Source organism: Chromobacterium sinusclupearum, assembly GCF_002902845.1.
GTDB classification, from domain to species: Bacteria; Pseudomonadota; Gammaproteobacteria; order Burkholderiales; family Chromobacteriaceae; genus Chromobacterium; species Chromobacterium sinusclupearum.
In genome coordinates this window covers 1-20,557 of sequence record NZ_PPTF01000072.1, presented here as the reverse complement: position 1 = coordinate 20,557, position 20,557 = coordinate 1, and the positions used below count along the sequence as shown (strand labels likewise).

General features: G+C 62.4%; 21 protein-coding genes. 11 read left to right on the top strand and 10 right to left on the bottom strand.

All coding sequences use genetic code 11. The features are described from left to right. Window positions 1-19 precede the first annotated feature (19 nt). Window positions 20-628 (bottom strand): SOS response-associated peptidase, encoded by a 609-nt coding sequence (locus C2134_RS15615; protein WP_233163822.1) that lies wholly within the window; start codon window positions 626-628, stop codon window positions 20-22. Window positions 629-819: 191 nt separating this feature from the next. Here C2134_RS15615 and C2134_RS15610 point away from each other — a divergent pair, with 191 nt between their 5' ends. Continuing rightward, window positions 820-1,521 carry a glutathione binding-like protein gene (locus tag C2134_RS15610; protein ID WP_103321068.1) on the top strand — a complete coding sequence of 234 codons (702 nt, stop codon included), beginning with the start codon at window positions 820-822 and terminating at the stop codon, window positions 1,519-1,521. 54 nt (window positions 1,522-1,575) lie between these two features. Here C2134_RS15610 and C2134_RS15605 read toward each other — a convergent pair whose 3' ends face one another. Together C2134_RS15605 and C2134_RS15600 are read right to left on the bottom strand one after the other, a co-directional pair. After that, complete coding sequence (locus C2134_RS15605; RefSeq protein WP_103321067.1) at window positions 1,576-2,889, bottom strand: aerolysin family beta-barrel pore-forming toxin; 1,314 nt, start codon at window positions 2,887-2,889, stop codon at window positions 1,576-1,578. Window positions 2,890-3,391: 502 nt separating this feature from the next. Then, the gene (locus C2134_RS15600; RefSeq protein ID WP_103321066.1) at window positions 3,392-4,894 is read right to left on the bottom strand and encodes an alanine/glycine:cation symporter family protein; all 1,503 of its coding nucleotides are present in this window, start codon (window positions 4,892-4,894) and stop codon (window positions 3,392-3,394) included. 262 nt (window positions 4,895-5,156) lie between these two features. Here C2134_RS15600 and C2134_RS15595 point away from each other — a divergent pair, with 262 nt between their 5' ends. Beyond that, window positions 5,157-5,483 (top strand): hypothetical protein, encoded by a 327-nt coding sequence (locus C2134_RS15595; RefSeq protein ID WP_103321065.1) that lies wholly within the window; start codon window positions 5,157-5,159, stop codon window positions 5,481-5,483. A 15-nt stretch (window positions 5,484-5,498) separates the two neighbouring features. On the opposite strand, the gene C2134_RS15590 is transcribed toward C2134_RS15595, so the two are convergent. The 3 genes from C2134_RS15590 to C2134_RS15580 form a co-directional block, all read right to left on the bottom strand. Continuing rightward, on the bottom strand, window positions 5,499-6,266 hold the full coding sequence (locus C2134_RS15590; RefSeq protein ID WP_103321064.1) for a substrate-binding periplasmic protein: 768 nt from the start codon (window positions 6,264-6,266) through the stop codon (window positions 5,499-5,501). Further along, on the bottom strand, window positions 6,263-7,204 hold the full coding sequence (locus C2134_RS15585) for a substrate-binding domain-containing protein (protein WP_103321063.1): 942 nt from the start codon (window positions 7,202-7,204) through the stop codon (window positions 6,263-6,265). Before C2134_RS15585 ends, C2134_RS15590 begins: the two co-directional genes overlap by 4 nt. Before the next feature lie 117 nt (window positions 7,205-7,321). Further along, the gene (locus tag C2134_RS15580; protein WP_103321062.1) at window positions 7,322-8,116 is read right to left on the bottom strand and encodes an outer membrane protein assembly factor BamD; all 795 of its coding nucleotides are present in this window, start codon (window positions 8,114-8,116) and stop codon (window positions 7,322-7,324) included. Here C2134_RS15580 and rluD point away from each other — a divergent pair. The 9 genes from rluD (at window position 8,115) to C2134_RS15535 (ending at window position 14,608) form a co-directional block, all read left to right on the top strand. After that, window positions 8,115-9,209 (top strand): 23S rRNA pseudouridine(1911/1915/1917) synthase RluD, encoded by a 1,095-nt coding sequence (gene rluD / locus C2134_RS15575; RefSeq protein WP_103321061.1) that lies wholly within the window; start codon window positions 8,115-8,117, stop codon window positions 9,207-9,209. The two genes, C2134_RS15580 and rluD, sit on opposite strands and share 2 nt — an antisense overlap. Then, a complete protein-coding gene (pgeF, locus tag C2134_RS15570) occupies window positions 9,199-9,936 on the top strand; it encodes a peptidoglycan editing factor PgeF (RefSeq protein WP_103321060.1) in 738 nt (245 codons plus the stop codon). The genes rluD and pgeF overlap by 11 nt, the downstream gene beginning before the upstream one ends. 209 nt (window positions 9,937-10,145) lie before the next feature. Continuing rightward, window positions 10,146-10,754: a type 1 glutamine amidotransferase family protein gene (locus C2134_RS15565; protein ID WP_103321059.1), complete on the top strand. Its 609-nt coding sequence runs from the start codon at window positions 10,146-10,148 to the stop codon at window positions 10,752-10,754. Beyond that, a complete protein-coding gene (locus tag C2134_RS15560) occupies window positions 10,751-11,596 on the top strand; it encodes a GNAT family N-acetyltransferase (RefSeq protein ID WP_103321058.1) in 846 nt (281 codons plus the stop codon). Before C2134_RS15565 ends, C2134_RS15560 begins: the two co-directional genes overlap by 4 nt. Before the next feature lie 78 nt (window positions 11,597-11,674). Next, window positions 11,675-12,328, top strand: coding sequence for an HD domain-containing protein (locus C2134_RS15555; RefSeq protein ID WP_103321057.1), 654 nt, complete (start codon window positions 11,675-11,677; stop codon window positions 12,326-12,328). A gap of 24 nt (window positions 12,329-12,352) precedes the next feature. Then, on the top strand, window positions 12,353-13,075 hold the full coding sequence (locus C2134_RS15550) for a metallophosphoesterase (protein ID WP_103321056.1): 723 nt from the start codon (window positions 12,353-12,355) through the stop codon (window positions 13,073-13,075). A gap of 53 nt (window positions 13,076-13,128) precedes the next feature. Beyond that, window positions 13,129-13,530, top strand: a complete 402-nt coding sequence (locus tag C2134_RS15545; RefSeq protein WP_103321055.1) for a hypothetical protein — start codon at window positions 13,129-13,131, stop codon at window positions 13,528-13,530. Window positions 13,531-13,547: 17 nt separating this feature from the next. Beyond that, the gene (locus C2134_RS15540) at window positions 13,548-13,982 is read left to right on the top strand and encodes a VOC family protein (RefSeq protein WP_233196476.1); all 435 of its coding nucleotides are present in this window, start codon (window positions 13,548-13,550) and stop codon (window positions 13,980-13,982) included. Further along, complete coding sequence (locus C2134_RS15535) at window positions 13,979-14,608, top strand: nucleotidyltransferase family protein (protein WP_233196475.1); 630 nt, start codon at window positions 13,979-13,981, stop codon at window positions 14,606-14,608. Before C2134_RS15540 ends, C2134_RS15535 begins: the two co-directional genes overlap by 4 nt. Before the next feature lie 72 nt (window positions 14,609-14,680). Here the strand turns inward: C2134_RS15535 and narI are convergent, their stop codons facing one another. The 4 genes from narI to C2134_RS15515 all read right to left on the bottom strand — a co-directional run. Further along, window positions 14,681-15,364: a respiratory nitrate reductase subunit gamma gene (narI, locus tag C2134_RS15530; protein ID WP_103321054.1), complete on the bottom strand. Its 684-nt coding sequence runs from the start codon at window positions 15,362-15,364 to the stop codon at window positions 14,681-14,683. A gap of 2 nt (window positions 15,365-15,366) precedes the next feature. Next, entirely contained in the window at window positions 15,367-16,014 is a 648-nt protein-coding gene (gene narJ / locus C2134_RS15525; RefSeq protein WP_103321053.1) for a nitrate reductase molybdenum cofactor assembly chaperone, read from the bottom strand. Between the two features lie 9 nt (window positions 16,015-16,023). Next, a complete protein-coding gene (narH, locus tag C2134_RS15520) occupies window positions 16,024-17,571 on the bottom strand; it encodes a nitrate reductase subunit beta (RefSeq protein ID WP_103321052.1) in 1,548 nt (515 codons plus the stop codon). Between the two features lie 12 nt (window positions 17,572-17,583). Further along, window positions 17,584-20,557: nitrate reductase subunit alpha (locus C2134_RS15515; RefSeq protein WP_103321051.1), on the bottom strand; the 2,974-nt coding region annotated here is incomplete at its 5' end.

Below are 20,557 nucleotides of genomic sequence, written 5' to 3'. Positions count from 1 at the left end.
AAACCTGACTTGCCCAGACTCAATCGAATAACGAGCCTTGCAAAGGCGGATCAGGGGTTTCCGGCTCCGCCGCCATGAATTCGGCCGGCCAGGCCGCCAGGAAGGCGCGCGCCGTCTCCGGATTGCGGCAATTCAGCCAGGCGTCGTATTGCGACGGCGATACGATGACCAGCGTGCGCTTTTCATCGCCAGGCCGATGCATGCGCCGCATCAGCGGGTGATGGTCGGCATTGATGGTGATCTGCGTGAAGGAGGCGCTGACCGAACCATCGGCCTCGCGCCACTCCCGCCATAGCCCGGCCACGGCGAAGGGCGCGCCGTCCGCCAATCCGATGCGCATTCGCACGGCGCGGCCGCTCTCATAGCACGGTTCGAAAAACGCCCGCATCGGCACCAGGCAGAGCTGGCAGTTATGCCAGGCATCGCGGTAGCTGCGCAGCTGGCCCAGGGTTTCGGCGCGCGCGTTCATGGTGGACAACCGCACCCCGGCTGGCTGATGGCGCTTGGGGATGAAGCCATAGGACGCCAGCCGCACGCCGTCGCGGGTAAGAATGGGCGCCAGATAGTCCTGCCACGCCTCGTCCTGCCATTGCCCATCTCCGGGCTCAACCGCAAAGAATGCCCGCAACTGGTTTGGCGATGGAGTCTGAAAATTTACACACATCGTGGCATTATCAAGGGATGGCGGACAGCGCGCCACCGTATCATCCACTCCCAGAGTCGCTGACCATGCCCTGCGGAATCCCTGCGCCCAAGCGCGCCGACGCAGAACGCACCAGCAGCACGGCCAGGTTAACGGCTCTCCACGGAAAGGCAGCCATGATAGACCTGTACTACTGGACCACGCCCAACGGCCACAAGATCACGATCTTCCTGGAAGAGGCCGGCCTCCCCCATCGCATCATCCCGGTCAATATTGGCCAGGGTGAACAATTCCAGCCTGACTTTTTGCGCATCTCACCGAATAACCGCATCCCGGCCATCGTGGATCACGCGCCGGCCGATGGCGGCGAGCCGCTCAGCCTGTTTGAATCCGGCGCCATCCTGCTGTATCTGGCGGACAAGATTGGACGCTTCATCCCGCAGACGCTGCGCGGCCGCAACGAAACGCTGCAGTGGCTGTTCTGGCAGATGGCCGGCCTGGGGCCGATGGCGGGCCAGAATCACCACTTTACGCAGTACGCACCGGAGCAACTGCCGTATGCGATAGACCGCTACGTGCGCGAAACCGCCCGTCTCTACCGCGTACTGGACACGCAATTGGCCGACGGCCGCGACTACATCGCCGGCGCGTACTCCATCGCCGACATGGCATGCTATCCGTGGATCGTGCCGCATGAACGGCAGCGGCAGAATCTGGACGACTTCCCGGCGCTTAAGCGCTGGTTCGATCGCATGGCCGCCAGACCTGCCGTGCAGCGCGCCTATGCCCGCGCAGCGGAAATCAATAGCGCGCCGACAGTGGACGAGAAATCGAGGGCGATTCTGTTTGGCCAGGACGGCCGGCCACGACAAGGTTGAGCAAACTAAAAAAACCCGGCGAAAGCCGGGTTTGTCGTTTCATGGCAGGCACGCTTACCGCAAGGGCGACGCAGCGGACGGCGCGGCCTTGGGCTTGTCCACGCTGATGCGCAGATTCTTGATCTTGCCCGGAACGTCCTTCAGATCGCCTCCCACCACGCGGTACTGGATGCCTCCCGCAGCCGCAGCGCCCAGGTTGGTGGAGCGCGCGGTCAACGCCTGCGAGCTTAGCGGCTCCACCGGCCCGGCGGTAACCGTATAAGCCGTGGAATCCACCGCGGTGAACACGCCGGTGAATTGCTGCTTGAACTTGCGCTTGGAGATGGAGCCGATGTAGTACTCGATGGTGCCGCGCGAGTACTGGTTCACCGCCCACGGCCAATCCCACTTCGACGTTGCCGGGTTCAGGTACTGCGACAGCAGATCCTGCGCCCCGTTGAGGCCATCCTTGCCGCCAAACTTGGCCAGGTAGTACGGACGGTTGGACGGATGGCCGTTCAGCGCGTTGTCGCTGTAGCGCAGGAAGTTGTACAGCTCGGCCTCGTAGGTCAGATACATCTTGGAGGTATAAGGGATGTTGGCCTTCTGCTCGAACAGCGTCAGCGTGATCATCCGCTTGCTCTTGGGCGGCAGCACCGCCCGGTATTCCGCAGTTTGCGAAGTGGTGCTGCTGGTGCCGTTGGTGGTGGTCCAGTCGGCGCCGGAAGCGATCTCCACCGCCACCGACGACTCGGCGCCACCAATCAGCGGCAAGCCCGCGCTGAACTTATTGGTCACCGTGACCTTGCCGCTGACGCTGATCTTGTCGGCCTTGGACCAGCTGACAGTGGAGTCGTACTTGATATTGGCCACGCCGGTATCGGACTGATCGCTGAAATTCTCCAGCAGCACATTCACCACTTTCAGCGGTTTCTTGTTATACAGCTCCGGCGTGCCTAATTTCATATCGTCCGGCTCCATCATCCACTGGATATTGGAGAAAGCCATGCGGAAACGCTTGTCGGCCCAATAACCGCCCGGTCCTTTCGGGTCGTATTTAGCGTTCATCATGTAGCGGTACTTATTATCGGGAATCGACAAATTATCCAGCATGGTGTCGATGCGCCGGTATTCGAACTCCTTGCCTACCGCAGTATTGCCATTGGTATTGCCGCCCACCCAACCATAACCCAGATAATGCGCCAGATAGGCCCAGGGTTTGAAAAACGCGTCCGAGGTAACGATTTTTTGAATGGTGGATTCATTGTCCGGAGACATTTCGGTATAAATCACATCACTGAATTGCGGAACCGTATCCGCAGCCCATACCGGCTGCTGATGCGCAACCAGCAATACGGCGACGGGAAGGATGGTTTTTATCGACTTCATGTTTTATCCCTTCGGAGGTAACAAGATGAATAATTGCAATAACCGTCCTGTTCTGTCCCAAACGCACACCAGACGGAGCAATTTTCGAATGCCATCACGAAATAGAGCAAAAACTCCACAACGCAAGATCATCGTAATCATCCCCCCTTGCTTATCGCAACAATCATTAACGGCATATTTGTAAATACTTACATTGAATTATTTACATTTGATTTGATTAAATTTAATAAGTAAAAATGCTTACGTCGTATCACCAGAAATAGCAATGCGATACGCCGCAGCCTTATCGGTATCAATGGCTTATATCAAAGCGATCAACACAGCATGCATCGCGTCGAATCCGTTCTTTTGGACAGGTGTTTGGCGCACAACAAATCAAATCGCACGCGCATAGAACTAGATTCGCGCGCGACATATCGCAAAAAGCCCTCCGCGCACGGAGGGCTTTCCAATCATTTTCTAGCCTGCCGACAAGCTCCCCGGCACGCGCTAGGCCGCCATCTCAATTGACCTGGCTGGCTGCGGGCTTGCCCTCCGGCGCCTGCTCGTCTTGCTCTGCCGCCAGATTCTCCTCGGCGCGGCGGCCCTCCCAGTAGGCTGCATTGGCGATGCCGAGCTTCTCCGGATGGAACACCGGATCCGAACCTAGCGCCTGCTGCGCCTCGTAATCGCGCAGGCAAGCCAGCGCCGGTTTCTGCAGCAAAATGATGGCCACGATGTTGAGCCAGGCCATCAGGCCCACGCCGATGTCGCCCAGCCCCCAAGCCAGATCAGCCGTCTTGACCGTGCCGTAGACGGTGGCCGCCATCAGCGCCAGCTTCAAGACGAACGCCAGCCAGGGGCGGCGTTGCTTGCGGGTCAGATAGGCGATATTGGTTTCGGCGATGTAGTAATAGGCGATGATGGTCGTGAAGGCGAAGAACAGCAGCGCCAGCGCCACGAAGGCGGAGCCGAAGCCCGGCATGATGCTTTCCATCGCCGTCTGCACATAGCCTGGCCCTGCCGCCACCCCGGCAATGCCGGTGAAAACCGCCTGGCCATCCGGCCCCTGCACATTGTATTGCCCGGTGATCAGCAGCATGAAAGCCGTGGCGGAACAGACAAACAAGGTATCGATATAGACCGAAAACGCCTGCACCAGGCCCTGTTTGGCCGGATGGCTGACTGCCGCGGCGCTGGACGCGTGCGGCCCGGTGCCCTGCCCGGCCTCGTTGGAATAGATGCCGCGTTTGACGCCCCACTGGATGGCGAAACCCAGCATGGCGCCCATGCCGGCTTCCAGCCCGAAGGCGCTCTTGAAGATCAGCGCCACCACGCCCGGCAACTGCTCGATGTTCAGCGCGATCACCACGCAGGCGACGATGATGTAGCCCAGCGCCATGAACGGCACCACCGCGCCGGCGAATACCGCTATGCGCTTGACGCCGCCGAAGATGATAAAGCCGAGCAGAATGGCCAGCAGCGCCGCGGTGACGGTGGGCGCCACGCCGAAGGCAGACTCCATCGATGCGGCAATCGAGTTGGATTGGATGCCCGGCAACAGCACGCCGGTCGCAACCACGGTGGTAATGGCGAACAGCCAGGCATACCACTTCATGCCCAAGCCCTTCTCGATGTAGAACGCCGGCCCGCCGCGATACTGGCCGTCAATCTTTTCCTTGTACACCTGGCCCAAGGTGGACTCGACGAAGGCGGAACTGGCGCCCAGGAAGGCCACCAGCCACATCCAGAACATCGCGCCGGGGCCGCCGAAGGTAATAGCGGTGGCCACGCCGGCAATGTTGCCGGTGCCGACGCGCCCCGCCAGCGTCATCGCCAGCGCCTGGAACGACGACACGCCGGCGCTGCTGCTCTGGCGGTTGAACATCAGCCGCAACATCGCCTTGAAATGCCGCAGCTGCAAAAAGCGGGTGCGAATCGAAAAATACAGGCCGGCGCCCAGGCACAGATAAATCAGTGCCGGACTCCAGACCACGCCGTTGATGGCGTTGACCAGCTGATCCATGGTTTCTCCTTTGTCTGCGAAGGTTCGCAACCGGCTTTATCATTGCCTTACATGCCGATTGTCGGACTGCAAACCGAAAGATAAGGAGCAAACCCCTGTCAACTCCAGTAAACAGAGTGTAAAAACTCTAAATTGCAACAAAAACCAGGCATGCGCTTTGCCAAGCGCAAGAAATCATGCCGGCATATAAAGGCCCAAAAAACCTAACCAGCCCCATGATATAGTGACGGCCCACGCAATCAGAACACGGAAACGTTAAGCCATGCCCACTCGAGCCCGCCTGGCGGCTTGCCTGATCGCCGCCGCGCTGTGCGCCTGCCAGCCGCCGCAACGCATCCAAGCCAGCTACCACTGCGATCAACAGATACAGTTCAGCTTCGATCGCCGCGGACAGACTGTTGAGTTGAAACAAGGGGATGCCACCCATCAGGGCTTCATGGATGAGAAGGGGCTGCTGACCTGGCCCAAGGACAAAGCTGGGACGGGCTTGCCCGACAGCTTTTACATTTCGCGCAAAACGCCCGATCAGATGAAATTGTACGGCGGGCTGGCCGGCACCGGATTAGCCTGCCGGCTGGACCTGCAATAGCGCCGGAAGCCGGGGTTACGGCGCTTTCAGCCAGCTCTTGCGCATCTCTCGGTAATAATCGAGCATGCCGTAGCGGTTCCAAACCGGCGCGGCATCCTCGGCGAACAGCCCCTGCTTCAACACCGCGCGCATCCTGCCCTGCAAGGCAGGCGATACTCGCGGGCCGCAGGCCAGCCAGCGCTCGACTTGGGCCACCACAAACAGTTTGACGGCCTGGTTCTTTCCAGACACCGAATCTGGCGGCAGATCGCTGACCAGCACTTGGAACCGGCCGGCGTTCAGCATCAGAAAACCAGTGGAAGAATTTTTTACCGGCGTGAACGGCATGCCGGCGCTGCTGAGAATATCGCGCACCTCGGCCATGTCCACCGCCCCCACCGAATACCCCTTCAGCGCGCCCAGATTGGCCAATTGGTTCTTGTTGTCGCCACGCTTGTAGGCCGTCAGCGTAATCGGCGCGATCACGCTGATGAAATTGACGGTTTCACTCTCGCCCTGATCAAAATTGACCGCCAGCGCGCAAGTATTGTCCTGATTGGCGAGGCTTAGGAAAGCCCGCTTGAAAGGCACGCTCTGAAAAACCACCTCGATGCCCGCCTTGTGCATCAGCAAGCGGAAGGCGTCGGCATAAGGGCCGGAAAGCCCCCCGGCAGACTTCAGCAGGAATGGCGGATAGTCGTCCGCCAGAACCCGGATGGTCGCCGGCGAAGCGGCTTCGGCGCGGGAAAGGCCGAAAAAGAGAAAAATCGCTGCCAGCCAGCGCAATCGGCTCAGGCCCATCATGTCGCGGTTCTTTTAATCAGCTCCACCGGCGTTTGCACGATCGATTGCAGCTCGGCTTGTCCAACGTGCTTGGACAGCGCCTGCAATACCAGATCCAGCGCATATTGCATCTGCAGCGCCGGGTGCTGGTCGGCGGTCGCATAGATGGCGCCGCTAGCAATATACGGCGCAGCAGCGGGGATATTATCGTAACCGCCTATCAGCACCTTGCCGGTCCTATGCCGTTCCGTTACGGCCTTGACTGCGCCTATCGCCATATTGTCGTTACCGCACAGCAGCGCCGACAGGTCCGGAACGGCATCCAGCAGCGACAGCGCGGCCTGGTAGCCCTTGTCGGTCTCCCAGTCTCCCCAGCGCATCCCGGCCAGTTCCATGCCGGCGATGCGTATCGACTCGCGGAAACCATCGCTGCGCGACTTGGCGTTGATCGCCTGCGGAAGGCCTTCGATGATGCCAACCTTGCTGCCCGGCTTCAGCGCCGCCAGCACATAATCGCCCACCTTGCGCGCGCCGCTGAAATTGCTTGGCCCCACAAAGGGGATGTTCACGTTTTCATGCGCCAGCACGCGTTCGTCAAGCTTGTTGTCGATATTGACCACCAGCATCCCTTGCGCGATGGCCTTCAACAACAAAGGCATCACCGCCCGCGAATCGGCCGGCGCGACGATCAAGGCGTCGTCCCGGCGATCTATCGCGCGCTGCAGCATCGCCACCTGCGCCTTGACATCGCCTTCGCTCTGCAAGCCTTCCAGCCGCAGCTGATACTCTGCGGCATGATCGGCATGATGCTTGCGCGCGCCATCCAGCATGATGGTGAAAAACTGGTTGCGCAGCGACTTGACCACCACTGTCACGGCAAACTTGCGGTTGGCTGCCGCTGCCCAGCGCCAGGCGCCGGCACTCGCCAGCGCGGCCAGCAGGAATTGACGCCGCCTCATCGCCCTCTCCCCTCATTCAGATCACTTGAAACTATAGCCAAGTTCAAGCCGGGAGCACGCCGCGCCACGTCAAACAAAAAGCCGCCCATCGGCGGCTTTCTGGCTAGGTTGCTGGCGTTATTTCCACAGCTTCCACCACGGCATCTCCTCCGTCTGCCAGGGTTTGGCCAGATATTGGCTCTGCGGATAGTTCAACGACAGGACGCGGCGGGCGTCATCGCGCAGTTGCGGCATCTGCAATTTGTCGTAGGCGGTCACCATGATGGCCAGCGCCTCTTCCGGATACTTGGTGTTGGAAAAGTCCTTCACCACGCCTTGGGCGCGGTTGGCGGCCGCCAGGTAGGCGCCGCGCTTCATGTAGTAGCGGGCCACATGCATCTCGTTGCCGCCCAGCGCATCGACCAGACGGGTCATCTTGGCGCGGGCGTCCGGCGCGTAGGTGCTGTTGGGGAAGCGGGTGGTCAGCTCGCGGAAGGCGGCGAAGGCCTCGCGCGCGGCGCGCGGATCACGTTCGCTCATGTCCTGGCCGGCCCATTTGGCGAGCAGGCCGGAATCGTCGTTGTAATACACCAAACCTTTCAGATAATAGATGTAATCGAGGTTGGGATGAGTCGGATGCAGCTTGATGAAGCGATCCGCCGAGGCGATGGCTTGCTCCGGTTCCCCATCTTTGTAATGGGTGTAGGCGAGGTCCATCTGCGCCTGTTGCGCATAGCGGCCATACGGGAATCGCGACTCCAGCGTTTCGTAGAGCTTGACTGCGCGGGTATAATTGCCGCTGTTCAACTCGTCGTGAGCTTCCGCATACAGTTTCTCCACGGTCCAGCCGCGCGTTTCGTCGTAGGTTTCCGTGGAGGCGCACCCGGCAAGCCCCACCATCACCAACATTGCAGCAACAACGTATCTTTTCATGACTGATCCTTACATTGACCCGGACGATTATAGCGACATCTCGGAAAACGAGGTATCCACCACGCAACATCTTGAAGTCCCGCTGACGCTATGCGGTGACCGGCTGGACGCAGTGCTGGCCAAACTGTTGCCGGATTACTCCCGCAGCCGGCTGACGCAATGGATCAAGGACGGCCTGGTTTTGGTGGACGGCAAGGTGGTGGCGCCCAAGACCAAAATGCTGGGCGGCGAGAAGCTGGACGTCACTTTGCAGCTGACGCATGAGGAAATGGCCTTCCAGCCGGAAGCCATGGACCTGCCCATCGTATTCGAGGACAACCACATCCTCGTCATCAACAAGCCAGCCGGCCTGGTGGTGCACCCGGCCGCCGGCAACTGGAGCGGCACGCTGCTGAACGGCTTGCTGCACCACTGCCCGGCGCTGGCCAATGTGCCCCGCGCCGGCATCGTCCACCGCCTGGACAAGGACACCTCCGGCCTGATGGTGGTGGCCAAGACCCTGCCGGCGCAGACCGAGCTGGTGCGCCAGCTGCAGGCGCGCACCGTCAAACGGATCTACCGCGCCATCACTGACGGCGTGGTGCCGTTCGACGGCACCATCGAAGCCAATATCGGCCGCGACCCGAACAACCGCCTGAAAATGGCGGTGCTGAAGTTCGGCGGCAAGCCGGCCATCACCCATATCCGGGTACTGGAGCGCTTCGCCAGCCACTCCCACATCGAGTGCAAGCTGGAAACCGGTCGCACCCACCAGATCCGCGTCCACATGCGCGAGGCGGGCCATCCACTGGCCGGCGACCCGGTATACGGCAATGTGCGGCACAAAATGGATGAAGAGATCGCGGCGGCCGTGAAGGCGCTGGGCCGCCAGGCGCTGCACGCCTACGCGCTGGCCCTGATCCACCCCGCCACCGGCGAGGAGCGCAGCTGGAAGGCGCCGCTGCCGGATGATTTCCGCGCCCTGCTGGACGTGCTGCGCGGCGATGGCGCCGTGGCCGACGAAGAAACCTTCGCCCACGGCGAAGGCGAGGACGATGAGGACTGGGACGACGAAGACGACGATGGCGACGTCGAGGTGATCTATGCCCGCTAAGGACTGGATCGAAGCCGACTGGCCCGTGCCGCCCAAGGTGCGCACGCTGGTCACCACGCGCGCCGGCGGCGTCAGCCAAGGGCCTTACGCCAGCCTGAATCTGGGCGCGCATGTCGGCGACGCGCCGGAAGCCGTCACCGCCAACCGCGCCCTGCTGCGCGACGAACTGCCGGCCGAGCCCGCCTGGCTCAATCAGGTGCATGGCGTGGCGGTGGCGGACGCGGCCAGCGCAGGCGCGATTCCGCCCGATGCCGACGCCAGCTTCGCCCGCGCGCCGGGCGCAGTCTGCGTGGTGATGACCGCGGACTGCCTGCCGGTGCTGCTATGCGAGGAGCAGGGCCAGGCCGTGGCCGCCGCCCATGCCGGCTGGCGCGGACTATGCGATGGCGTGATCGAGGCCACCGTAGCGGCGATGGGCCTGCCGCCGACGCGGCTGATGGCCTGGCTGGGCCCGGCCATCGGCCCGGACGCGTTTGAGGTCGGCGCCGAAGTGCGGCAGGCCTTTGTCGAAAAAGACGCGGCGGCCGCTGCCGCCTTCGTCGAAATCGACCATGGCAAATACCTGGCCGACATCTATGCCCTGGCCCGGCTGCGCCTGGAAAAACTGGGCGTCTCGCGCATCCACGGCGGCGACTTCTGCACCGTGATAGACCGCGAGCGTTTCTTCTCCTACCGCCGCGACCGCATCACTGGCCGCATGGCCTCGCTTATCTGGCTGGAAGCGTGATTCTAGCGGCTGTTGATGCGTGCTGAGCGGCCGCGCCGGCGCGCAAACGCGATCTGCGCAGCACACGTCAACATAACCCCGCCATCCGGCGGGGTGTTTGTTTTTATCCACTCGCCATCCCTTTTCCCTACGGACGATCGCCGTCGCGTTGACCCGCCGCCGTTACGCGGACATCATCATTTTTTATTCATCCGCCACGCACGCCTCCCATGCAGATCGCCATCGTCACCCTGGACTGTTTCAATGAGCTGGATTCCTTCATCGCCTCCGGCATTCTGGGGAGGATGACGCCGCACGGCTGGACTGTGCGCATCTGCGCGCCTGTGCCGATTGTGCAATCGCGCTCCGGCGCCCGCGTCGAACGCCAGGAAGACTTGTCCTACGCCGCGCAAGCCGACGCGGTGCTGATCGGCAGCGGCTGGCGCACGCGAGACTGGGTGGCCGACGATACCATCATGAGCCAGCTGCGGCTGGACCCATCGCGCCAGCTGATAGGCTCGCAATGCTCCGGCGCGCTGGTGCTGCATAAGCTGGGGCTGCTCAGCGACGGCATCGCCTGTACCGACGGCATGACCCGCCCCATGCTGGAACAGCTGGGCATCGCCGTCGCGCCCGGCGCTTTCCGCGCGGTTGGCAATATAGCCACCGCCGGCGGCTGTCTGGCCTCGCAATACCTGGCGGCCTGGTTGCTGCTGCGGCTGGCCGGCGAGGCGCGCGCGCGCGAGGTGCTCTCGTATGTCGCGCCGGTGGGCGAAGAGCGCGACTACGTCGAGCGCGCCCTATCCCTCGTCTCCACGCCAGAGGCCGCGCTGTCATGAAGATCGCAGCGCTGTCCCAGCTTAGCCCGGCCGACTTGCACCCCTGCTTTCTGGCCGCCTTCAGCGACTACGTCATTCCCGCCCAGCCGACGCTGGAACAAATGACCGCCATGCTGAAGCGGCGCGGCTGGCAGCCGGAGCTAAGCGCCGGCGCCTGGCTGGACGGCAAGCTGGCGGGGTTCTGGCTGACCGCCACGCCGGATATCGACGGCCAGCGGGAAGGCTATTGCATCGCCGCCGGCGTCGCGCCAGATGGCCGCCGCCGCCACGCACTGACCGACATGGCAGCCTTGGTGACCGCGTTGCTGGCCGAACATGGCATTCATAAGCAAAGACTGGAAGTCATAGACGGCAACACGCGCGCGCAACGGGCTTATGAACAGCTGGGCTTCTCCGCCCTGCGCCGACTGGATTGCTATCAAATCCTCGAACCCGTCGCGCCGCGCGGATTCTGGCCCATCTCTGCCCATGCGGCTCACGCCGCCGCGGATTGGCCGGCCGATGCGCTGGCCTATCCGCCGGCCGTGCCCAATCGCCGCGAATCGCTGCTGCGCGCCGAGCCGCCGCTGCGCTGGCTGACGATTCGCCATGATGGCGATCTCCAAGGCTCGCTGCTGATGTCGCACGATGGCGAGGTGGTGGAGCTGCAGGTCGCGCCGGCCTGCCGTCGGCGCGGCATGGCCGCCAGCCTGCTGCGCGCCGGGCAACAGCTGGCGGCGGATGGACGGCTGAGCTTCAATAATGTCGACAGCCGCGATCTGGCGCTGATCAGCCTGCTGCTGAAACACCAGGCCAGCTATCGGCTATCGCAATGGGAGCTCGTCAAGACAATCGACGATTGAAAAGCGGCCGGCCAAGGCGATGTTAAAATGAGAGTATGGCCGCCCCGCCGCGGCGGCTCTCAAACAAGGTCTTCCCCGATGCACCCGCAATTGCAAAACGAATGGCAGCACAGGCTGATCGCCCTGCTGGAACAACAACCGCCGGACAACGACGGCGCCCATGATCTGAGCCACTTGCACCGCGTATGGGCGGTGGCGCGCCAGCTGCTGCAGCATTACCCCGAAGCCGACCCCGTCGTGGTGATGGCCGGCAGTTATCTGCACGATCTGGTCAACCTCCCGAAGAACCACCCGCAACGCCAGTTGGCCTCGCACTGGTCGGCCGAGCGCGCGCGCCAATTGCTGGCGGACAGCGGCCTGACGCAAGCGCAGCTGGATAATCTGGCGCATGCCATCGAGGCGCACAGCTATTCCGCCGCCATCGAGCCGCGCACGCTGGAAGCCCGCATCGTGCAAGACGCCGACCGCATGGATGCGCTGGGTCCGGTGGGGCTGGCCCGCATGTTCTATGTTTCCGGCCGCATGGGCCGCGCGCTGGCCCACCCACTGGACCCGCTGGCCGAACACCGCGGCCTGGACGACCAGGCCTGGGCGATCGACCATATCGAGGTCAAGCTCGCCAAGCTGCCGGGCATGATGCAAACGGAGGCCGGACGCGCCTTGGCGGAACGCAAGCTGCAATGGCTGCTCAGCTTCCGCGACGAGTTCTGCCAAGACTGGATGGCCCGCTAAGCCGAGAAAGGACAGGTCGCCGCCATGATGATCAAGAAGCTTCCGCGCAATCGCGCGGGACGAGACTGGGTGGTAGGCGACCTGCATGGCTGTTTCGAACTATTGCGGCGCTTGATGAAAACCATCGGCTTCAATCCGCAAACCGACCGGTTGATCTCGGTGGGCGATCTGGTGGATCGCGGACCGGACAGCCATCTAGTCGGCGAATGGCTGGCCCAGCCCTGGTTTCACGCGGTGCGCGGCAACCATGAGCAAATGGCGCTGGACGCGATGCGCAATCCGCTGGAGGACTTGGACCGCCATCTGCGCAACGGCGGGCGCTGGCTCAGCGAAATGCCGCCCGCCGAACGCGATGCCTGCGTCGCCGCCCTCGCGCAATTGCCGCTGGCGATAGAGATAGACAGCGAAGTCGGCAAGATAGGCGTGGTCCACGCCGACTGCCCCGGCAACGACTGGAGCGCGCTGGCCGAGCGGCTGGCGGCCAACTGCCCCAGCGCAGAAGACTACGATACGCTGCTGTGGTCGCGCGAGCGCGTGTTCGACCGCGGCGCCGGCCACGTCAACGGCGTGGCGCTGCTGCTGGTGGGCCACACGCCGCAAGACCACGCTATCCGCTACGACAATGTGATGCACTTGGACACCGGCGCGGTTTATGGCGGCAAACTGACGCTGTTTTGCCTGGACGACTTCGTCGAAGTCTCGCTGCCGGCAGGCTCCGAACATGCGGCGCGCTACCAACTGCATTAGACGCTGCCGGCCTGCGCCGCTAGAATGCGCGCTCCCCCACGCAAGGAAAAACCATGGCCGAGCCCAAGAAAAAGACCGCAAACAAGCCGGGCCAGCAAGACAGGCGCGCTCAGGAACAGCGCTTCGCCCAGGCCGAACAAGCCTGCCGCCAGCTGGTGAACCTGCTGGAAACCATGGCCGCCGCCGGCGGGCTGGACGGCAGCGAAACCGCCGCCCAATATCTGAACTCCACCCGCGCCTACTACCGCCGCATCCGCAACGGCAAGGTGATGGGCCCGGCCGATTTCACCGCCGCGGCCGAAGTGTGCGCCTGCTCGCGCCGCGCGCTGGCCGCGCTGGACCCGACATTGGCCTTTGACGATTTGCCGCAGGCCGATGCGCTGCGCCAGGCCCTGCGCCAAGGCGACCTGGTCATCGAGCAGATGCGTCAGATCAAGGCCGGCAAAGCTGGCTGAATCTCCAAGCGCATGGCATGATGAGGACACCCCACCTCAGCGCCGACATCGCCATGTACAAGCAGACTCCCCACCTCCGCGTCGCACGCCCGGTCAGCAGCCTGGGCCTGAGCAAAGCCATGTATTGCGAGGGCTTGAATCTGCAGCTGCTGGGCAGTTTCAAGGATCATGATGGTTTCGACGGCGTGATGCTGGGGCTGCCCGGCGCGGGATTCCATCTGGAATTCGTCGTCAGCCACCGTCATCCGATCAGACCCGCGCCGACGGCGGAAGACCTGTTGGTGCTGTATCTGCCGGATCATCCCGAATGGGAAGCGGCTTGCGCCTGCATGCGCGCAGCCGGCTTCGCTCAGGTGCCATCGGCCAATCCCTACTGGGACGTCCACGGCGCCACCTTCATCGACCACGACGGCTATCGCACCGTGCTGCAGAACGCCAAGAGCCCGGTGTGAGGCCTCCGTTCGACACCGCCGGCGACGCCACTGCGCAGCCTGACGCACAAGCCCTGCGCGACATCATCCGCCAGACGCCATGGCTGATGCATGCCTTGCGCATCGCGCGCAGCCTGGGCCTGGCGTCATGGTGCATAGGCGCCGGCGCGCTGCGCAACGCAGTATGGGACCACCTGCACGGTTATCCTGCCCCGTCGAGGCTGGCGGACATCGACCTCGCCTACTTCGACCCAGAGAACCTCACGCAGCAGCAGGATGACGCGCTGCTGGCCACGCTGCAAAGCATGGCGCCGGACCTGCCATGGGAAGTCACCAACCAGGCGGCAGTCCATCTATGGTTCGGCAGCCATTTCGGCTATGCCGTCGAGCCGCTGCGCTCGCTGGCGGAGGCCGTCGCCACCTGGCCGGAGTACGCCACGGCGGTGGGCATCTATCTGGACGACGCAGACCGGCTGCGCATCATCGCGCCGCACGGCCTGCAAGATCTGCTTCAGATGCGAATCCGGCACAATCCTGTGCGCGCCAGCGCGGAGACCTACCGCCAACGGACCTTGCAAAAACGCTATCAGGAACGCTGGCCCGATGTGGTGATGGATCCTGAACCATCCGCCCCGCCGACGCAGTAGCACATCGACCCGGTTGGCACAGGAGCGCCATTCCTTGCGGCAGGCTTTCCGCCCCAGCGGCACAATGCGTTGTCAGCGCGGCCGGACCAATTGCCAGGCACGCGTCAGATAACTGACGCTGGCGAAGCCGCTCCAGCTATGCACCATGCGGGTGAATGGGAACAGCATGAAGAAAGTCAGCCCGAAGAATATGTGCAAACGGAACACCAGGGGCGCATCGCTCACCAGGCTGGCTGCATCGCCGCGGAAAGTCAGAATGTGTTGCGCCCAGAGCATGAAAGTCAACATGGCCTGGCCATCCAGGTGCTGCGCCGATTCCGGAATGGTGGCCAATCCCAGGCAGAGCGTCAGCAGCAGCCACGGCAGCAGGATCTTGTCGCGCACCGCGGTCTGCACGGCCAGCCGCTGATTGCTGAAGCGGCGCCACAGCAGGATCAGCAAGCCCACCAGGGCGATGCCGCCGAGCGCGCCGCCGGCCCCCATCGCCAGCAGCTGCTTGGCGCTGAGCGGCACGCCCAGCCACTCCCATACCGCAAGCGGCGTCAGCAGGCCGCCCAAATGGCCGAGAAATACGCCGATGATGCCGACGTGAAACAGGTTGGACCCCAGGCGCAATGGACCGCGATGCAGGAACTGAGAGGACTCGGCGCGCCAGGTGTACTGCTCGCGCTCAAAACGCACCAAGCTGCCCAACAGGAAAACCACCAGCGCGATATAGGGGTAGATGCCAAACAAAAACAAGTGCAAATAACTCATGATCAGACTCCTTGCGGCGCCGGGCGTGGATAAAAGTGAACAGGCTGCGGCGCGGCGCTCGGCGTCAGCAGCGGCTCCATGCCGTCAAACCCGCTGCCGAAAACCTCCATCGCCTCATCCATATCGCGGACTGGCGGCGCGCTGACAGGCAGCGGCGCGACCGGGCTGAGGCTGGTCAGCGCGGCAAAGGCCCCGGCATAAGGATTGCCGGCATCCGCCAGCCGCCGGCCGACTGCCGCGATCACATGTACGGCCTCCCCCAGCAAGCCCGCCGCCGATTCGGCCGGCATCTGGGATAGAAACTCCAGAAACAGCGGCAGATAGTCGGGCAGCTCGTCGGCCGCGATAAAAAATCCATGATCGTGATAAGTCTGCATCAAGCTGACCATGGCTTCGCCGCGCTCGCGGCTTTCGCCATAAACGTGCTCGAACAAGTGCAGGCTGAATGGGCGCTGACGATCAAACCAGTCCACATAGCGGCTTTGCAGCGCCAGCAGGTCGTGGCTCTGCAAGTGCGTCAACAACGGGGCCAGCTGCCCGGCCGTTTCGCCCGGCAGCGCTTGCGATAGCTGGCGCGCCAGCGGCAAGGCCTCCACCAGTTCGGACGTGGGATAGAGCAGCAAGGCGGAGATCAATCTAAAAGCATTCATGATGTCGCCTCAGGAATGGGATGACTTGCGTGATTTCGGCATGTCGGCGAAGAAAACCGACCCCTGCTTCTTGGTGCCGAACAAGGTGCCGTCGCTGACGCCGCCCGAGCAGCCATTGCCGAAGCTGAAGCCGCAGCTGCCCTTCTCATTGAAGCTGTCTTCCACCATCTCCTTGTGGCTGGAGGGGATCACGAAGCGGTCTTCATAGTTGGCGATGGCCAGAATCTGGTACATCTCTTCAACCTGCTCTCGCGTCAGCCCCACCTGCTGCAGCACCTCTGCGGCCTCGCGCTGATCAACATGGCGGGCGCGCAGATAGGCGCGCATGGCCAGCATGCGATCCAGCGCCATTCGGACCGGCGCCTCATCCCCGGCCGTCAGCAGATTCGCCAGATAACGCAGGGGAATCCGCAGCTCGCTCACATCCGGCAGGATGCCGTTGCGTCCCAGGACGCCGCTTTGCACAGCCTTCTGGATCGGCGACAAGGGCGGGATGTACCAGACCATGGGCAAGGTGCGGTACTCGGGATGCAGCGGGAAAGCCACGCGCCACTCGACAGCCATCTTGTATACCGGCGATTGGCGCGCCGCTTCGAGCCAGCTTTCAGCAATGCCCTGGTTGCGCGCCTCGGCGATGACCGCTGGATCGTTGGGGTCGAGGAACAGGTCCAGCTGCGACTGGTAAAGCTGGTGCTCGTCAACGACGGACGCCGCTTGCTCGATGCGGTCGGCGTCATACAGCATCACGCCGAGATAACGAATCCGGCCGACGCACGATTCCGAACACACGGTAGGTTGGCCGGCCTCAAGGCGCGGGTAGCAGAACGTGCATTTCTCGGCCTTGCCCGATTCCCAATTGAAATAGATTTTCTTGTACGGGCAACCTGAGACGCACATGCGCCAGCCGCGGCATTTATCCTGATCCACCAGCACGATGCCGTCGTCTTCGCGCTTGTACACCGAGCCGGACGGACAGGACGCCACGCAGGCCGGGTTGAGGCAGTGCTCGCACAAGCGCGGCAGATACATCATGAAGGTGTTTTCGAAGGTCGAGTACATCTCCTTCTCGATGTCCTTGAACAGCTGGTCGCGACCTCGCTTCGCGAACTCGCCGCCCAGATCGTCTTCCCAGTTCGGCCCGCTGGTGATCTTGTCCATCTTTTGCCGCGTCAGCACGGACACCGGACGCGCAGTCGGCGGCGTCTGCATGGCCGGCGCGTTCTGCAGATGCTCGTAGTCGTAGGTGAAAGGCTCGTAGTAATCGTCGATCTGCGGCAGGTTGGGGTTGGCGAAAATATTGGCCAGGATTCTCAGCCGGCCGCCCTGCTTGGGCTCCAGCTTGCCGGCCGCATTGAGCTGCCAGCCGCCGCGCCATTTTTCCTGGTTTTCCCAGTCGGTCGGGAAGCCGGTGCCAGGCTTGGTCTCGACATTATTGAACCAGGCATACTCCACCCCGTCGCGGCTGGTCCAGACGTTCTTGCAGGTTATCGAACAGGTGTGGCAGCCAATGCATTTGTCCAGATTGAGCACCATGGCTACTTGCGCGCGAATTTTCATCTTGTCGTCTCCTCAGTCCTGCGTGCCGCGCTGGGGCTGGTCCAACCAGTCAACCCGGTCCATTTTGCGCACGATGACGAATTCGTCGCGGTTGCTGCCCACCGTGCCGTAGTAATTGAATCCATATGCCTGCTGGGCATACCCGCCGATCATGTGGGTAGGCTTGGTCACGGTGCGCGTCACCGAGTTATGGATGCCCCCGCGCTTGCCGCTGGTTTCGGCGCCCGGCACATTCACGATCTTTTCCTGCGCGTGATACATCAGGGTCATCCCCTCCGGCACGCGCTGGCTCACCACGGCTCGGGCCGTCAGCGTGCCATTGAGGTTGAAGACCTCGATCCAGTCGTTGTCTACGATGCCGGCCTTGCGCGCATCGGTCTCGGAAAGCCAGACGTGCGGCCCGCCGCGGCTCAATGTCAGCATGCGCAGATTGTCCGAGTAAGTGGAGTGGATGCCCCACTTCTGGTGCGGCGTGATGAAGTTGAGGACAATCTCGGCCTGGCCATTGGGCAGACGACCCAGCATGGAACCCGTGGTCTTCAGATCGACCGGCGGCTTGTAAACCGTCAGCCCCTCGCCAAAATCCAGCATCCAGCGGTGATCCTGATAAAACTGCTGGCGACCGGTCAGCGTGCGCCAAGGAATCAGCTCGTGCACATTGGTATAACCGGCGTTGTAGCTGACCTCCTCGCTTTCCAGGCCGGACCAGGTCGGGCTGGAGATGATCTTGCGCGGCTGCGCCTGCAGGTCGCGGAAACGGATCTTGTCATGCTCGCGGCCCAGCGCCAGATGGGTGTGATCGCGTCCGGTAATTTTCGACAGCGCCGCCCAGGCCTTGACCGCCACATGGCCGTTGGTTTCCGGCGCCAGCGTCAAGATCATCTCGGCCGCATCGATTGCGCTGTCCAGCTTAGGCTGGCCGTTGCCAGCCTTGCCGTTGAGCTGGGCCAGTTCGCCGACCTCATGGCCGGTTTGCCAGGCGATGCCCTTGCCGCCATTGCCGACATTGCTCAGCAAAGGCCCTACCGTGGTGAATTTTTCATGGATGCGGGTGTAGTCGCGCTCGATCACGGTCATCTGCGGAGCGGTCTTGCCTGGCACCAGCGCGCATTCGCCCTTTTTCCAATCGCGAGGCTCAAACGGCTGGCCCAGCTCGCCCGGAGTGTCATGCATCAGCGGCGTCATCACCAGATCGTGCCGGGTGCCCAGGACGGGGCCGCCGATTTCCGACAAGCGGCGGGCCAGCAGCTTGTAGATTTCCCAATCGGTCTTGGCTTGCCACAGCGGCTGCACGGCTTCGGACAGCGGGTGGATGAACGGATGCATGTCCGAGGTGTTCAGATCGTCCTTCTCATACCAGGTAGCGGTCGGCAGTACGATGTCCGCGTAGAGGCAGGTGGTGCTCATGCGGAAATCCAGCACGGTCAGCAAATCCAGCTTGCCTTCCGCCGCGGGGCGCACCTTGACCTCGGACGGCTTGATGCCATCGGTCTCGTCGTCGAACAGCGCATTCTGCGTGCCCAACAGATACTTGAGGAAATACTCGTGCCCCTTGCCGCTGGAACCCAGGATATTGGAGCGCCAGACGAACATATTGCGCGGGAAATTCTTGGGATTGTCCGGATCGTCGCAGGACATATTGATCGACCCGTTCTGCAGCCCTTCCACCGCATAGGCGACCGGATCCTTGCCCGCGGCCTGCGCGGCGCGGGTAATGTCCAGCGGATTGGTTTCCAATTGCGGCGCGGAAGGCAACCAGCCCATCCGTTCGGCGCGGGCATTGAAATCGATCAGACTCAGGCCAGCGAAGCCGCTGGTATCAGCAGTCGGGCTGACGATCTCGTTCACCGCCAGTTTTTCATGCCGCCACTGGCTGGTGTGCGCGTAGAAAAAGCTGGTGGAATTCATCTGCCGCGGCGGCCGCTGCCAGTCCGTGGCAAACGCCAGCGGCGCCCAGCCTTGTTGCGGCCGCAGCTTTTCCTGTCCGACATAGTGCGCCCAGCCGCCGCCGCTCTGGCCAATACAGCCGCACATCATCAACAGATTGATGATGCCGCGATAGGTCATGTCCATGTGATACCAGTGGTTCAGCGCCGCGCCGACAATCACCATGCTCTTGCCCTGGGTCTTGTCGGCGTTGTCGGCGAACTCGCGCGCCACGGTGATGACATCGGCAGCCGCCACGCCGGTGTGCTTTTCCTGCCACTTCGGGGTATAGGGCAGATCATCGTCGTAACTGCTGGCCACATTGCCGCCGCCCAGTCCGTTATCGACGCCGTAATTGGCCAGCATCAGATCGTAGACCGTGGCCACCCGCACCGTGCTGCCATCCTGCAATTGCAAGCGGCGAACCGGCACATTGCGCGGCAATACCGCCTGATGCTCGGCGCCGAAGTACGGGAAATTGACCGCCACGATTTCATCGTGGACACCCTTGAGCGACAGCAATGGATCGATGTCTCGGCCGTCTGCGGCCTTGAGCTCCAGATTCCATTTGCCCACCATCTCCCCTTGCTCGCCCCAGCGCAGGCCGATGGTGCCGTTCGGCACCACGATCTGCCCGCTGGCGTTGTCGATCAGCAAGGTTTTCCAGTCCGGGTTATTGGCATCCTGATGGCTGGAAAGATGGGAAGCGCGCAGATAATGATCCGCGACCAGTCCCTGTTCCCCTTCCTTGAGCATCACCAGCATCGGGAAGTCGGTGTACTGCTTGCCATATTGGCGGAAGTAATCGCTGCGCCCGGTCTTGTGGAACTCGTTCAGCACCACATGGCCCATGGCCATGGCCAGCGCGGCATCGGTGCCCTGCTTGGGCGCCAGCCAGATATCGCCGAATTTGGCCATTTCGCCGAAATCGCTGGAAACCGCCACAGTCTTGGTGCCCTTGTAGCGGACTTCGGTATAGAAATGCGCATCGGGCGTGCGCGTCATCGGCACATTGGAACCCCATACCATCAGATAGGTCGAGTTGTACCAATCGGCCGAC